Below are 16257 nucleotides of genomic sequence, written 5' to 3'. Positions count from 1 at the left end.
CTTACGTTTTAATAATATGGGTGCCCGTTTCACCGCGCAGCGCCGCTGGCAGGCATTCCGGCGTGGTGATAATCACTTCTTTGCCGCCCTGTTCCAGGAATGTCAGACTGGCGATGATTTTTGGCAACATGCTGCCAGGTGGGAAATGCCCTTCCTGCATATAGCGGGTCATGGTGGCAATATCTACGCGATCCAGCGCCTGCTGCTGCGGTTTGCCAAAGTGAATACACACTTTTTCGACGCCGGTGGTGATCACCAGAATGTCGGCGTAAATTTCACGGGCCAGTAGCGCGGTAGAGAGATCTTTGTCAATAACCGCGTCCACGCTTTGGTAATCCCCCGCTTCGCTGCGCACCACCGGAATTCCGCCGCCGCCCGCACCAATCACAACAAAGCCTTGTTGGATCAGCGCCTTAATAGCAGGTGCTTCGACAATACGTTTCGGTTCCGGCGAGGCGACAACCCGGCGATAGCCCCGTCCGGCATCTTCAACAAAACGCCAGTCAGGGTTTGCCTTTTGTAATTCGTCACGCTGGCTTTCATTGAAGAATGCGCCAATGGGCTTGGTGGGATGAGTAAATCCCGGATCGTTTTTATCCACTTCCACCTGAGTCACCACGGTGACGGCTTTTTTCTCGCCGTGGCGCGCCAGCCGGTTGTTCAGCGCCTGTTGGATCAGATAGCCAATGCCGCCTTGCGTATCCGCCACACAGTTCGCCAGCGGCGTTAAGGGCAGCCCTTCGCGCTCGTGGGCAATCTCCGCACGGCGTAAATCCAGCCCGACCTGCGGCCCGTTACCGTGGGTCAGCACAATGTCGTAATCGGAAGCCAGCATTTCCAGCACCGTATCGGCGACGGCTTTCACCGCCTCCGCCTGATGCTCAATCGACTGGCTGGCGTTATCTTTGATAATGCTGTTGCCACCAATGGCAACGACCACAAGTTCTTTCATGTTGTTATGTCCGCTACAGAGGGTGATGGGGTTATGACCAACGCCAGACTGCCTGATGCGCTACGCTTATCAGGCCTGGAAATTCTTGCGCCACTTGTAGGCCGGATAAGGCGTTCACGCCGCATCCGGCATAAACACGCAGGTCAGACGCCGTAACGTTCGCACCAGCCAAGAATGGCTTTTTCGAAACAGGCGAATGGTGGATGCACAATGCCCGCGCCAATCATGCCGACGCCCGCATCTTTATGGGCGATGGCGGTGTTGATCACTGGCAGAATGCCGCTGCTGCCCACGCGGGTGATGTCGATTGCCGACGGCACGCCCATAAAACCGAGCAGCGGAATGGTGACGTTGGGGTTTTCGCCGAGGGTGATTTCACGCATCTGGCGGGAGAAATCGATAGCCTCTTCCACCGTGCCGCCCACCAGCGCGACGATTGCAGGCGCGGTCGCCATAGCAAATCCGCCAATACCGTAGGTTTCGGTGATGGCGCTGTCGCCGATATCCAGCCCCGAATCTTCCGGCTTATAACCGGCAAACATCGGGCCGATCACCTGCTGCGCCGGACCAGTAAACCACTGCCCTGGTAATCCGCTGACCCGCAGGCCGAACTCGACGCCGTTACGCGCCATCGTGGTCACCACGGTGCTGTATTCGATGCCGTGCGCCGCATCCATCGCCGCTTTACACATCGCCATCCACGTCGGGCCGGAGAAGTAATCGCTGCTGGCGACAAACTCAAACACTTCGCGCTGTTGCTCCACGGAATAACCTGCCTGAATAATCCCCGGCGTTAGCGCCTGAATCAGTAACGTCGTCCCGGCGTTATTGCGGTTATGGCATTCATCGCCCATATGCAGCGCCTGCGCCAGCATTAAGCGCAGATCGATTTCGCCGATAATTTTCATCGCGTCGCGCAACATTGGCCCCTGCACATCGCGCATCCAGTTGAGGCGGTCAATCACGCTCTGGTCGTTGGCACCCATACGCAAAATCTTCGCCATCTGCTCGCTCATATTGGTGTAAGCGAGGTTGCCGTAGGTTTTGTTTTTCACGATGTGCATAAACATCGAGGCAGAGGTAACGCCCGCCATCGAACCTACGCAGTCATGTTCGTGGCACGGCGAGAAGGTGATCTCCCCGGAGGCCGCCAGTTCAGCCGCCTCGTCGAGATCTTTCGCCAGCCCTTCGAACACCAGCGCCCCGGTGACCGCGCCTTTCATCGCGCCGCACATTTTTTCCCAGGTAACCGGCGGCCCGGCGTGAAGAATGGTTTTCGCCGTCATGCCCGGCACCACGTTAATCGCCTGATCAAAACCAATCAGCACCGGATGCGACTGAATAATGCGCTCCAGCGCCTGCTGGTTAGCGGCAGCGATTTTGTCTGCCAGCGGTGAATCGGCAATGTTGTCCAGCGCCTGCACCACCTGCATATTGCCCTGCCCCGGCGGCGTCCAGTCGAGTTGAGTCACTTCTACATGCTGCTTTTTCAGATCATCGCTAAACATGGCGATACCGACGTTAATAACGTTCAACGGTTGGCTAAACAGTGACTGGCTCATCAGGCTTCCTCCCCTTTGCAGATAAATTCACGCGCCAGCAATCCGGTATTGGTGCTGCTGCTCGCCAGAATCACGCCGGCATCAAGCAGCATCTGGCTTTGTTGTTCTAATGATGGCGTATCGAGATCGGTGCCCAACACATAGGCAAGAATGATCAACTCGCGCCCTTCGGCAGCGGCGATCGCTTTCGCTTCTTTGATCGCCTCGATAGTGGAGCCGACCGGATCTTCATGCGATCCAAATCCGAGCACAAAATCCATCACGATCACTGCCACTTCTGGATCGCGCGCTTCTTCGATCAACCGGCTGATGCGATTGGTGGGGTCAATCATTGGATGCGGCTTGCCGTTGGTGAAGTCGTCATCGCCAAAGTCGAGGAAGGTGTGTTTGATGCTGCGGTTGATATCTTTCAGGCGGAATTCAGGATCGGGCTGAATGTTACTGTAGACATCGCCGTGTTTTTCCATCACCACGAACATGGTTTCGTCACACAGCGTGCCGCCGCAGAACAGGCCACGAATGTACTTCTGCTGTGGTTGCAGACGCGCACGTACATCAGCAATTAACGGCTGGTTAAGCGTATGCAGGTCGAGATGTTCCTGTTTCACGCCGGAGAGCATCACCGCTTTCAGCGCCGCTTCTTTAGTGCCGCGAGCAAACTGTAACCCTGGTTCATCCACAGGCGTTTCGCCACGACCGAGGAAGCAGACCACTACCGGTTTACGGCAGCCGCGCGCGCGTTCCAGCACTTTGCGAGCCACCGCAGGCGCTGGCGGTTTAGAAATCAGCGCGATGATTTCAGTTTGCGGATCGTTTTCTAACATGCCGATGGCGTCGAGCATCATCAGGCCGCCAATTTTCTCGCTCAGGTCACGCCCGCCGGTGCCGATCAGTTGTGAAACGCCGCCGCCAAATTCATGAATGCGGACGCTCAGTTCCTGGCTGCCGGTGCCGGACGCGCCAATAATACCGATGTTGCCGCGACGCACGGCGTTACCAAAGCAGAGCGCCGCGCCGTTAATAATCGCCGTGCCGCAGTCTGGCCCCATCATCAGCAGCCCTTTTTCGTGAGCGAGCTGCTTGAGCGCCAGTTCATCTTCAACCGAGACGTTATCGGAGAACAGCATCACGTTGAGGTCGTTTTGCAGCGCCTGACGCGCTTCGCGAGCGGCAAACAAACCGTTGACCGAAATCACCGCCAGGTTACTTTCCGGGATATGCTTTTTGGCGCTGGCAAGGGTGGCATAGCGTGCTTCATGCGAGCCACTTTGCGCTTTGGTGTTGAACAGTTCTTCAATCTCCACCAGCAACTGCTCGTTGTCCGCGCCCGCTTTGCCGTTAATAACGATCATCAGGTCGCCGTTTTTCGCCTGCTCCAGCTCCGGCGTCAGCAGCCCTAAATTGTTCAGCACGCCTTTGTTCATTTCGGTCGCCATCGCCACAAATGCCTGCTCGACGCCGTCGAGTTTATTTGCACGCGTGGAGATGGACATCAGCGAGACAGAATCAAAATAGGTATTCGGTTTAATGACTATTTTAACTGACATAATTCCCTCCGTAGGTTTGGCTCAGTGCACAACCATCGGCCATGCCATACAGCATGTCGCAGCCGGAACTGGAGCCAATATGTTTAATTTTTTCTATTGCCTGAGTGGCGTTCTCAGGGATGTCATTAATGATGCCGTGGATAAAGTGATAAATATTTTCCCGACAGCGTTGTTGTAATGCGGCTTCCAGCGTTATGGCACTTAATAACGTGGTATTATTTCTGCCGCGTTGCAGACCGAGATAAAATTCCTCTTTGCATTTTTCTACCGGATGCCCGGAAATAAATAAAACAAGCACCAGACCTGTTAAATAATCATCGGCTGAAGGTGTCAGACCAATCCCTAACCCCATCATATTAGCGACCGCTGACGCGATATTTTGTTTATCGTTTAATGCCTGAATAACAGCACATCGCCTGATATGTAATTCTTTATTTAACGCCTGATAAAACGGATTATCACCGCGATAATTAAACAGGGTTTCATTTTCCCCCAGATGCTGATGAATAATGTCGTGCCACTGTTGCCAGGCGATAAGGTGAAAATTCTCAGCGGTCATTTGCAAGGTTGGGGACAGCCAACGCTGGCAACGACGCTTATCTATATGAATATATTTACCAATCGTAATTCCGTGCTCGTCAAACTGAACTTTTTCGCCATAATGGAACAGGCCATCAAAGTGAGTGAGTGCCAACCGACAACTGTTTGGCGCATTGTCGTATTCTTCACAAAGCAGCGTCAGCAACTGCTGGCGAGCCGGGAGTGCGATATTTACCGCTCTGGCAAAGACCTGTTCAACCTGTCCTTGCCCCCGCTGCGCCAGAAAATCCACATCCGCAGTTAGCGCCCACACACACCGTCTTTCTGGTGTGTCGATAGCAAGCCTCCCGGATTATGCACCTGCGGAAATCAGCAATTGCGCAATCTCTTCAAAACCGCGTTCCCGCGCCAGTTCCAGCGGCGTTTTGCCATATTTATCGGTCATGTGCGGGCTGGCCCCGTGTTCCAGCAATAACTGGACAATTGCCTGCTGTTTAATACCGCCATCATTAAGCACAATAGCTTCCAGTAGTGGTGTCCAGCCAACATGGTTGGTCTGGTTAACGTTAATTTCCGTATGCGCCAAAAGCTCTTTCACAATACTTAAATGACCTTTTTCACAGGCAGGCGTCAGGCCAACGCCGCCAAAGCGGGTTACGCAATTAAGATCGGGTTTAGCCGGTAAAATAATTCGTAACAGGGTTAAATCACCGGTCAGGCAGCTAATTAAAAAAGGGTTTGAACATATCTGATCTTGCTTATTAATATCCGCTCCGGCATCAATTAATGCCTGAACGCAAGCATATTGCTGATATAAACTTGCCAGCGTAATTGCCGTTTTCCCCTGACGATCGCAGGTATTAATATCGACACCCAGCGCAAGGCAGGTTTTTACTTTATCGATATCGCCCTGTTGTGCAGCCAATAAATAGTCGGCAGGCAGATTTTTTATACTCATTAACATTCCCCTGGTTTTTGTGGCTGTTTTCGATGAATTGAGAATAGCAACGAAATTCAGCTAAAAGAACCCGCTTAAATTTAATTCGCCGTATTTCGCCTTTTTGTTGAATGATGTTCAATAATCTTTTCGCAGTGTGCGGTAGTGCAATATTTGTCTCTTTCTCGCCATACCCTTTCACTCAATCCGGTTTTATTTCTCTATAGTCTGCACATGTAAGAGTAGCTATCGTCCATGTCTAACCAGAGGGGAACAAGATGAACGGACTCACGGCAACGGGTGTCACCGTCGGTATTTGTGCAGGGCTTTGGCAGTTAGTGTCTTCACATGTCGGGCTCTCTCAGGGATGGGAATTATTAGGAACGATTGGCTTCGTCGCCTTTTGCAGTTTTTATGCCGCAGGCGGCGGTAAATCGGGGTTTATCAGAAGTCTGGCGGTTAATTATTCCGGGATGGTGTGGGCGTTTTTCGCCGCGCTGGCTGCCGGCTGGCTGGCTTCTGTAAGTGGGCTTTCTGGATTCTGGGCAAGCGTGATTACTACCGTGCCCTTCTCGGCGGTGGTGGTCTGGCAAGGACGTTTCTGGTTACTGTCATTCATTCCCGGTGGCTTTCTCGGCATGACGCTATTTTTTGCCAGCGGGATGAACTGGACGGTAACGTTACTGGGTTTTCTGGCGGGTAACTGCGTGGGGATAATTTCCGAATATGGCGGACAAAAATTAAGCGAAGCGACGACTAAAAGCGACGGGTATTAAAAGTTATTCAAAAATGATTATCTATCTTTAATCGATACCTCTACAGTTATGCCTGGAGAAATTCATATTAGATAATGGCGGAAATGGTTTAATGAACTCAATTTTTACCGAAGAAAACCTGTTAGCGTTTACTACCGCTGCGCGTTTTGGCAGCTTCAGTAAAGCGGCAGAAGAGTTGGGTTTAACCACTTCCGCCATTAGCTACACCATCAAGCGAATGGAAACGGGGCTGGATGTGGTGCTGTTTACCCGCAATACCCGCAGCATTGAGTTAACGGAGTCCGGGCGTTATTTTTTCCGCAAAGCTACCGACCTGCTGAATGATTTTCACGCCATCAAACGCAGCATCGATACTATTTCACAGGGCATAGAAGCACGGGTTCGTATTTGTATTAATCAGCTACTTTATACCCCTAAACACACCGCACGCTTATTACAGGTGCTGAAAAAGCAGTTTCCTACCTGCCAGATAACCGTAACAACTGAAGTGTATAACGGCGTCTGGGATGCGATTATCAATAACCAGGCGAATATCGCCATCGGCGCACCCGACACGCTGCTGGACGGTGGCGGCATTGATTACACCGAGATTGGCGCGATTCGCTGGGCTTTTGCTATCGCCCCGGATCACCCGTTAGCCTTTGTACCGGAGCCAATCGCTGAAAGTCAGCTACGTCTCTACCCTAATATTATGGTGGAAGACACCGCGCATACGATTAATAAAAAGGTGGGCTGGTTGCTGCATGGGCAGGAGTCGATTCTGGTGCCAGATTTCAACACCAAATGTCAGTGTCAGATTCTGGGCGAAGGGATTGGTTTTTTGCCAGATTACATGGTTCGTGAAGCGATGGAACAATCACTGCTGGTTATCCGACAAATTCATAACCCACGCCAGGATTCACGCATGTTACTGGCAACCCAACACTCTGCCACCGGCCAGGTGACGCAGTGGATTAAAAAACAATTTATGCCTAAAGGGATATTAACGGAGATTTATCAGGATTTACTGCATCGGGAGAATTGATACCAGCCAACCTCCCGACGCACCCTGAATAGCGGCTTACATCAACCACCGGCTTTCATTACCCAGTCAGAGACAAATTTATTACCCGGAACCGGCGGAGAGTACAAATAGCCCTGCAAAAAGTGAACGCCTTTACCGATCATTAAGTCCGCCTGTTCCTGGGTTTCTACCCCTTCCGCCACGATACTCAAACCGGGCTTACGCGCCAGTTCGACAATATTGTCCACAATATGGCCGGAGATTTCGTCAACACTCGCCATTTGCACAAACGACTTGTCAATTTTAATAAAATCGACCGGAAACGCCTGCAAATAACGATAGGTTGCATAACCAGTACCAAAGTCATCCAGCGCAAAGGTAATGTTGTGCTGATGAAGGCTATCAAATATCGCTCTGGCTTCTGGCGTTACCGGAATGGGGTTACGTTCCGTCAGCTCAAGAACCAGCTTGATTTTATCGTTGCCTAATTTCTTGACCAGGTTCAGGCACTCTTTTTCAAATCCCGCAGCCAAAAAACAGCCCGCCGAGACGTTGATACCAATATGGAAATTGTCCGGCAACAAATGTTTTACCGGCAGCAGAATATCCGCAGTCTGTTTCATCAACTGGCGGGTCATTATGACAATAAGACCAGATGACTCCACCAGAGGAATAAACTGATCCGGCGGGATGATTCCCGTTTGCGGATGCTCCCAGCGAACAAGCACTTCACAGCCTGTCAGTACCCCTGTCTGTGCGCAGAAAACAGGTTGGATCCATGGTTTAAATTCATGGTTTTCCAGCGCCAGGCTGATGGCTTCAGGCGTGACAATATGGTGACAACGGTTGTCAGGGATATAAAATTTATTTGTATTACCTGTGGCAGTGACTACCTGTGGATGATATTGAAAAAAGATATCCCGCCAGAAGGTAATATCACTCTGAATACCGAGTTTTTCGTACAGTTGTTTCTTTTGATGTGAAATTGTTTTTGCGCTGCGGTTTCTATATTGTGATATTTCTGTAACCGACATCCCCTCCATCAGCAGCTTGAGTAAAAGCCGTTCTTTCTCGGACACAATACCAGGCAACGTCAGATTAACGGTTGCCCCGAACTCTTCAAGAAAAACACTCAAATCATGCGAAGCCATTTAACACACCTTGCTTAAATCATGTGCGCCAGCTAAATCCGCTTGTCTCCTTTCTGGCAGAAAAAGCTGACTGCAAGAAAATAATACAGAGAGTCGAATTGTCACTCATCCGACTCCCTCTCCTTTTACGAATTATTCAGTTCAGAATGACCACTTAACGCCAATCATCGCGGAGGTGTCATTATATCCCTTGTCCGCAACCTGAACGCCCACATTTCCCCAGACATTCAGGTTGGCATTTAGCTGTCCTTCCACCCCGGTTTTTATCTCGGCAATATTTCGGGCTCCATCCTGAGAGACTGACACGCCATCCATGCGAGTGCTGAAATCCTTACTGTTATGTAGCCAGTTCACTTCCATAAATGGCTGGAACTCGCGGGATTTACCTTCATCCATTTTATGGTGGCTTTTAAGCCAGGTTTTCACGCCCAGTCGGGTTTGAATGTTACCGTCTCCTTCGCTTCGCACCAGAGTACCGTTGCTTTCGCGATGCTTATCAGCTTTTACGCCCATCCAGGTAATCTGTGCTTGTGGCTGGATATACCATTCGTTCCGCGTTCCCTGGCTGCCATTAAATTCAGCTAATTTGTGCTTGTATCCAGCCTCCAGTGAAGCAGTAAATCCTTTTGATTTATAAGATTCGCTCTGTAAATCATCACCTTTCACTGTGTTATCAAACCAGCTGTACTGCGCCCAACTGTCGAGATACGCCCCGTTATGTGACTCATCATCCGCATACCAGGTCGCATATAACCCCGTGCTGTAACCATTTACGCTTGCTTTAGTTCGATAACCGGTGCGCGATGAGATAGTCTTGCTGTCACTGTTGCCGTAACCGGCCATGACGCCCAGACGCCAGCGGTCGTTGCCACTTATACTCCACTGCGCGATATCGCCCCCCAGTTGCAGAACATAGCGATTGCTTTGGGTTTTCAACTGACCACTTGCATCACGCCATTTGTTGTGCCCCCTTCATGACGCATCCACATGGTGGTTTGTTTCTGCTCACCCGTTACCAGATCGGTATAGTATGTGCTCCCCAGACGTTCATGCAGTCGGGAGGTAAACATTGTGTTTGCTGCCGCAAGGTTCGCGATGTAACCACCAGCCTCCGGGCGCAGGTCATTATCCAGATTCTGGTCAGGAACAGGCGTTGGCTCTGGCGTCGGATTCGGTGTCGGATTCGGCTCCGGATTCGGCTCCGGCTCCGGATTCGGCATCGGCTCTGGCTCCGGTTGCGGTTCAACTGACTCACCACCGCTGGTCAGATACCAGTTACCGCTGTTTGCCCCCTGACCACGTGCGAGAGTGTAGTCATACGCGCCCGCAACGATACGCCCCTCCTGAACAAACTCCCCCTCGGACTTACCACCTACATGGATAAGTTCGATACCGTTAAGGGTTTTAGCGCCTGTACCGCCAGCGTTATTCACCGTAACGGACGTCATGCCGCTGGTATCGCCCTCAACAACCAGTTTATCAGTCACTGAATCATCGCCATTCAGTACCGTATTCATAACCAGTTGACCGTTATTACCGTGGTAGTTCCCCTTCACCACTAACGCATTGCCCGCTTGCTGTCCTGACATCCCGGTCATCAGCGTGCCGTTGTTGGTCAAATTGCCACCCAGGCTGTAGCTCACAGGCACAGCCGCTCTTTTTTCACCGCTATTATTCAACACCAGGGTGCCGTTGTTCTCAACGTTTGCGCTACCCAATCCCTGCGCGTGACTTACCAGGACATGAGCTGAGTTAGCAATATTCATATTCGCCGTCAGACTGCTGTTATCGCCCGCGATATCCAGCGTGCCGCCCTGAACATTCAGCTTCCCGCTTCCCGTTAATGAACCGGTTGCAGTGCCCCCGTTGGCAAGAGTCAGAGTTCCGCCGTTTAAGTTCAACAGCGAATCGGCGCTACCATTGAGCGTACCCACAGTCTGGCTATGACCATTCATATCCATTTCAGTTTCTGCCGCCAGACGCAGTTCCTGGGTATTACCCAACACATTATCGTTATTCAGCAAGAGCGTCCCGCTACGCAGATCGGTAACACCGGTATAGTCGTTGTCTTTGTTAGAAAGCGATACAGTCTGGCCTTTCTGGCTGCTGAATGCCAGGTCACCATTACCGGTAATTTTTGCGCTGAGATCGGCGGCATTCTCACTTTCACCATTGGCACTCAGCACCAGCGCATCGCTGTCAGTAGCCTGCAAATCAAGCTGCGTCAGGCCATAGCCGATATACAGGCCGTCATTATTTACTCCACTCGTCAGACGATAGTCATAAGTGCCAACGGCAGCTTTTTTCCCATTCTGCTGAATATCACGTTGCGCACTGCTGGAGAGAGTTTGTCCATTTTTATCCTGCAATTGCAGATTGCCCGCATCCCCCAGCACCTCCGCACCTTGCGCATCAACCAGCAGAATGGCGCTGTTATCATCATCAACTTCAGTGAGCGATAATGCAGAGTCAATATCACGAGATACTGAGCTTACAACGTCGCGGTCGGCAACCTGAATAACCCCCTCGCCCCGTAGATCCAGCGTTTTGCTAACTTTGACGGTTCCTTCTGTCATCTGTGCATCAGTTGTCAGAGCACCAAAATCAACGGTTCCGCCGGAGAATCCCAGAGTGCTAATGGAGTGAGTACCATTACCCACCGTTATCTGACTTCCCTGACCCGCAGTGATCCCGCCTCTCTGCAGAAACTCAGCATTCTGTTCCAGGTTAAATGTCGTGTTCTGGAACGCCAGTGAACCCTGGAACCAGTCGGTGTAAGCAAACTCATCGAAGGAGAATGCATGATTCCCCATGTTTATTTCAACAATGCCTTTACCTTGAAGATCGTTATCAAATACCCAATCTTTGTTGGCATTAATTTGCAATTTGCCATCGACATCCAGATCCGCATTACCGATGTTCTTTTCTTCAGTAATAACAGCTACAGCATCGGAGGCAACATCAATATATCCGCTAAATGCATAATTATTACCGGTCAAAGCAACCGTCCCACTGTCGATACTGATTGTACCGTTGCCGGAGATCTTATTGGCAAAGGTCATGCTATCGTCAGCCTTCAGGTGTAATTTTCCGCGATTAGAGATATCTGCCGTGCCTATATTTTGAGTGATCCCCAAAGCTCCATTCTGGCCAATCGTTACTTTGCCACTAAATGCAGAATTGTCACCGGTTAAGTAAGTCGTGCCACTGAGCGCATTGATATTACCCAGGCCCTCACTACCACTGACAATGTTAGCGGAAATAATCGCGTTATCATCCGTGTGGTTTAATGTGATTTTCTTTTCGGATGTCGAAGCCCACACAAACTCAATTTTTTCGGCATCAATAATCCCTGCCGCTTTCGCATCACTCCCTTCCTGTGCACCTAACGCCAACTCCGAATTAGTGCTTAAACTAATTTTCGGTGCAGAAATTTTGCCGCCTTCTGAAACAGCAAGTGTGGTATCGGAGTTTTGATTATAATAGCCCAGACTAATTTGCTCACTGGCATTAACTTCACCACCGTTATTAACAGACAGGTACTGATCTCCGCCGTAACTGCTGTAAACGCCCATGAAGAAAGTTTTGGAATTTACCTGGCTGCCTTCGCCACTGACATTTCCCTGCGTATAAGTCAGACGACTGGTGCCCTTAACATGAATTTTGCCGCCGTTGGAGACATTAAAATAGCCGCGATCGTGCCAGGAGCCGGAGTTTGAGTCATAGAGATCATCAGCATACAATTCACTACCGGCATTTGAAACGTTTAGAAATCCCGTCCCTTTCAGCAGTACATCAAGCTGACCATTGATATACACTTTGCCTCCGGTGATATCCAACCCACCACCAGAATTGAGCGTAAAACGTGGACGAGAAGTGTCTGTAACGTCGATAACCAGATTAGCATTATCAGTAACCGTAATACGGTAATCGATGTTCTGATCGGCCTTGCCAAAATCAATAGTCTTGTCCTGGTTCACGGTGACATCACCAGAGAACGCCAAAGATGAATATAAACCTATCGCACTAATTAAAACGGCCCTTGCCTTCTTTCCTTTTATTCTACTTCCCAGCTCAGAGCAAACGCACCAACAGTTACGGGACCTGTTCCACTTTAGCCGATATATTTTATTCATGAGACTCTCCAGCAATGCATCCAGACAAAACCAAGCTCTCATACACCGAGGTGAATTAAATTCCGTACCTCGGACCATGAGAGATATAAAAATTCAAAAAGACTGCATAATATCGAAAACTGTATTATTCAGGCATACAGTTCAGAGGGTAATATAGGGCTAACTCTCCACTGGACACGTTTTACAAATTAACAACCGCAACATCATCCTTACATTAACTTCCAGTTTTGAACACAGGCGCATTATATGTATCTACGAATGCAGATCAACTCAAAATATAGTCCAAAGCAAAGCATTGAGACCCCATATTAATATAAGAAAAATTGGTAACACTAAATGAGTATATAAATATAAGACTTGTCTTATTAAAAATAATATACTGCTTTAGGACTGAATCCATTCAGCAAAAATATAACATCTTATTAAGAAAAGAAAAAATCTCAGCGGGATTTGACTGTTATTACAAGGAAAGCATCTGAATGCTGTAAATATATAAGCGTGGATTTTCACACTAAATCTTTACAACGTAAAACTATAATGACACAAACAGTCGACGTTCGGTTTATTTTTATCCACCAAACATAACACAAATGAACGGGTGTTTTAACTGCCTGTTTTTTCATCACTCTGGTATATGCGCTCCAGTTTCTGAACGCCCAGATAGAGCAGTTATTCCTTTCAATATGACAGCGCCATTCTGGATGTTCTTACCAGAATGGCCGCCAATCTCTCTCAACAATCCTCAATAATCAGGTACACCGCTTTCACCGGCCCGTGAACCCCAACAACTTTGATAAGCTCAATGTCCGCTGTTGAACTGGGGCCACTGATGATGTTAATGCAGGATGGCATACGTTCACCGGCCTGCGCTTTCTGGTGCAATTTTTCTGCCAGCTGCGCCACTCGGGGCAAAATAGTGCTTTTACGCAGGATAAAAATAGAGGACTCAGGTAGCAGACTCAATGAACGTCCGCGCTCGGCGGCGGAAAAAAGCACCACGCCTCCCGACTCTGTTAAGCCATATTCAGCATACACAACGCCAACTTTCGCCTGCTCCGCCAGAGCGATATTCTCGACACCTTTCGCCGGATCCCACACGACGGCATTGCATTCCTGCTGTAAACGCCCACAGATCCCCAGTTCCTTCAGTCGCTTGTCGCCACTGACCACGACCGACTGATCTCCCAGCTCTTTACACAAACGTAATGCCGCTTCTGCCGCCTGCGCCTCGCTGGTCAGTTCACAACGCGTCAACATGACATCGCTGGCAAACTGGATAAACGCATCACAGTGCTGCTGTTGGTTAAGTTCGGTAAGCCGCTCGTTAGCATAATTGTTAAGCGGCGCATCTGCTGCTTGCGGTTCAAGTCGCAGCGGACGACCCAGTGCCTGAGCAACGTTGTTCAAAAATTCGCTCCGATTATCCATTCTTTTTCTCCTGCGCCTTATGTTTCTTAAACCAGCTACGGAAACTCTCTCCGTCAGCTTCAGGAAGATCGCGTGCTTCCATCCAGTCGCTAATTGCGCCGATCCTGAGTGGTGTTTTGCCGCCATTGATAAACCAGCTTGCCGCATGGGCGCCAGCCATCATTCCGACTTTCCACAACCCCGGATGACTATTGGCATAAGCAAACATTTTGATCGCCCGTTGCTCTGCTTTTGCTGTTATCCCTTTTTCAGCCATCACCCGACGATGGCGTAAAATCAGTTTCGACAGCGGAATACGCACCGGGCAAACGCTGTCACAGGCTGTGCATAGAGAACAGGCGTAGGGCAGATCTTTAAAATCTTTATAGCCGCCAAGCAGTGGAGAAATCACCGCGCCGATTGGTCCTGGGTAAATAGAGCCATATCCGTGACCGCCAATATGGCGATATGCCGGGCAGGTATTCATACAGGCTCCGCAGCGAATACAGCGCAGCACATCACGAAATTCAGAGGCCAGCACCTCAGAGCGTCCGTTATCGACAATAACCAGATGAAACTCTTCAGGGCCATCAACGTGTCCCGCTTCGCGCGGCCCTGTCAGCCAGGTGTTATATCCCGTCAAACGCGCACCAACGGCACTGCGCGCCAGCATGGTGATCAATACATCAACCTCGGCAAACGTGGGGGCGATACGCTCCATACCCATCACCGCAATGTGCGTTTTCGGCAGCGTGGTACACATTCGCGCATTACCTTCATTAGTCACCAGACATACCGAACCGGTTTCTGCCACCGCGAAATTACAGCCGGTAATACCGATTTCAGCACTGAGGAAATCTTCGCGGATCTTTTGACGGATGAATAAGGTCATCGCTTCAGGCGTTTCCGGGCCATCATAGCCCAGACGTTCGTGTAGCACCCGGCGGATCTGGTGGCGATCTTTATGAATAGCCGGAACCACAACATGAGATGGCGGATCTTGATCCAGCTGGAGAATGTATTCCCCCAGATCGGTTTCAATCACCTGAATGCCAGCATCCTGCAACACATGGTTGACGCCAATCTCTTCGGTCACCATTGATTTAGACTTCACCACTTTCCGCGCATTTTTACGCTGGGCGATCTGCAAAATGTAGCGGGTAGCATCTTCTTTGGTTTTTGCAAAATAGACGTGACCGCCGTTTTGCGTCACTTTTTCTGAGAGCTGGTACAAATAAGCGTCAAGATTACTCAGAACATGATCACGTATCTGGGCAGCACGATCGCGCCACTCCTCCCAGTGCCCTAATTCATCAACCATTTTTTGCCGATTTGCACCAATACGCTGCTGCGCGTTTGCCACCGCTTTGCGCATAATCGGATCTTCAATTTGCTGACGGATGCGTGTCTTAAATTCTGTATTACTGGTTTTGATCGACATCTTTATATCCTCAGCGGCTCATCAGCACTTCAGCAATATGCATAACTTTGACTTTCTGCCCTTCTCGTTGTAATCGCCCACTAATGTTCAGCAGGCAACTCACGTCAGCGCCAATTAAATACTCAGGGCGGACTTCCATCAGGTGTGAAACCTTTTCTTTCACCATCTCGCCGGATATTTCGGCCATTTTGACCGAGAACGTGCCGCCAAACCCGCAGCAAGTATCCTGTTCGGCAAAGGGCAACAGCTCCAGTCCGCGCACATTTTTCAGCAGCGTAAGTGGCTCGTCCTTCACCCCTAACTTACGGGCCAGGCTGCAAGATGGGTGATACACCGCTCTCCCTTGCAAGCTGGCGCCTACATCCACTACCCCTAATTTATTAACAATAAAAGAGGTGAGATCCTGCATACGCGCGGCAACCTTTTCGGCACGTAATGCCCATTCAGGTTCATCCGCCAGATATGTCGGGTAACTTTTTACGGCATAAGTGCAGGAACCAGCCGGTGAAATAATGGGATCGTCGTTATCCTCCAGTGCGGCAATCAGATTTTTCATCCCTGGAATCGCTTCTTTGATATAACCACTATTGATCGCAGGCTGACCGCAGCATCCCTGTTTCTCCGGGAAATTTACGCGACAGCCGAGTTTTTCCAGTAGCAGCACGGAGTCTCGTGCCATCCTTGATTTCAGTGCATCACCAATACAGGTAACAAAGAAATTTACATTCACAACCAACACTCCATTACTTCATTTCTGTTTATGCCCGATGGCAACCACCCCTTCTGGGTTATCAATCATCAATAA

General features: G+C 49.9%; 11 protein-coding genes and 1 pseudogene. 2 read left to right on the top strand and 10 right to left on the bottom strand.

What is annotated here, in order from left to right; all coding sequences use genetic code 11:
* Nucleotide 1 precedes the first annotated feature (1 nt).
* From BEG40_RS19135 to BEG40_RS19115, 5 genes are all read right to left on the bottom strand, one after another.
* Nucleotides 2-952, bottom strand: coding sequence for a carbamate kinase family protein (locus tag BEG40_RS19135; RefSeq protein ID WP_105285952.1), 951 nt, complete (start codon nt 950-952; stop codon nt 2-4).
* A 143-nt stretch (nt 953-1095) separates the two neighbouring features.
* Nucleotides 1096-2514, bottom strand: a complete 1419-nt coding sequence (locus BEG40_RS19130) for a YlbE family protein (RefSeq protein WP_105285951.1) — start codon at nt 2512-2514, stop codon at nt 1096-1098.
* Nucleotides 2514-4061, bottom strand: a complete 1548-nt coding sequence (gene fdrA / locus BEG40_RS19125) for an acyl-CoA synthetase FdrA (protein WP_105285950.1) — start codon at nt 4059-4061, stop codon at nt 2514-2516. The genes BEG40_RS19130 and fdrA overlap by 1 nt, the downstream gene beginning before the upstream one ends.
* Nucleotides 4051-4914 carry an oxamate carbamoyltransferase subunit AllH family protein gene (locus tag BEG40_RS19120; protein ID WP_105285949.1) on the bottom strand — a complete coding sequence of 288 codons (864 nt, stop codon included), beginning with the start codon at nt 4912-4914 and terminating at the stop codon, nt 4051-4053. The genes fdrA and BEG40_RS19120 overlap by 11 nt, the downstream gene beginning before the upstream one ends.
* 39 nt (nt 4915-4953) lie before the next feature.
* Nucleotides 4954-5559 (bottom strand): ankyrin repeat domain-containing protein, encoded by a 606-nt coding sequence (locus BEG40_RS19115; RefSeq protein ID WP_105285948.1) that lies wholly within the window; start codon nt 5557-5559, stop codon nt 4954-4956.
* Between the two features lie 257 nt (nt 5560-5816).
* Here BEG40_RS19115 and BEG40_RS19105 point away from each other — a divergent pair, with 257 nt between their 5' ends.
* Together BEG40_RS19105 and BEG40_RS19100 are read left to right on the top strand one after the other, a co-directional pair.
* Nucleotides 5817-6314, top strand: a complete 498-nt coding sequence (locus BEG40_RS19105; RefSeq protein WP_105285946.1) for a DUF1097 domain-containing protein — start codon at nt 5817-5819, stop codon at nt 6312-6314.
* Nucleotides 6315-6405: 91 nt separating this feature from the next.
* Nucleotides 6406-7338, top strand: coding sequence for a LysR substrate-binding domain-containing protein (locus BEG40_RS19100; protein ID WP_001084385.1), 933 nt, complete (start codon nt 6406-6408; stop codon nt 7336-7338).
* Between the two features lie 41 nt (nt 7339-7379).
* Here the strand turns inward: BEG40_RS19100 and BEG40_RS19095 are convergent, their stop codons facing one another.
* The 5 genes and pseudogenes from BEG40_RS19095 to BEG40_RS19075 form a co-directional block, all read right to left on the bottom strand.
* The gene (locus BEG40_RS19095) at nt 7380-8468 is read right to left on the bottom strand and encodes an EAL domain-containing protein (protein WP_105285945.1); all 1089 of its coding nucleotides are present in this window, start codon (nt 8466-8468) and stop codon (nt 7380-7382) included.
* Nucleotides 8469-8609: 141 nt separating this feature from the next.
* Nucleotides 8610-12604 (bottom strand): annotated as a pseudogene (locus BEG40_RS19090) (autotransporter outer membrane beta-barrel domain-containing protein).
* Nucleotides 12605-13336: 732 nt separating this feature from the next.
* A complete protein-coding gene (locus BEG40_RS19085; protein WP_105285944.1) occupies nt 13337-14032 on the bottom strand; it encodes a LutC/YkgG family protein in 696 nt (231 codons plus the stop codon).
* Nucleotides 14025-15452, bottom strand: a complete 1428-nt coding sequence (locus BEG40_RS19080) for a LutB/LldF family L-lactate oxidation iron-sulfur protein (protein ID WP_000023936.1) — start codon at nt 15450-15452, stop codon at nt 14025-14027. Before BEG40_RS19080 ends, BEG40_RS19085 begins: the two co-directional genes overlap by 8 nt.
* Nucleotides 15453-15462: 10 nt before the next feature.
* Nucleotides 15463-16182, bottom strand: coding sequence for a (Fe-S)-binding protein (locus BEG40_RS19075; protein ID WP_001102103.1), 720 nt, complete (start codon nt 16180-16182; stop codon nt 15463-15465).
* Nucleotides 16183-16257: the final 75 nt, after the last annotated feature.

It is taken from the genome of Escherichia sp. MOD1-EC5495 (assembly GCF_002965965.1).
Taxonomy (GTDB): domain Bacteria; phylum Pseudomonadota; class Gammaproteobacteria; order Enterobacterales; family Enterobacteriaceae; genus Escherichia; species Escherichia ruysiae.
Note: the sequence above shows the minus strand (reverse complement) of the source record. Positions and strands in the feature narration are given on the sequence as shown.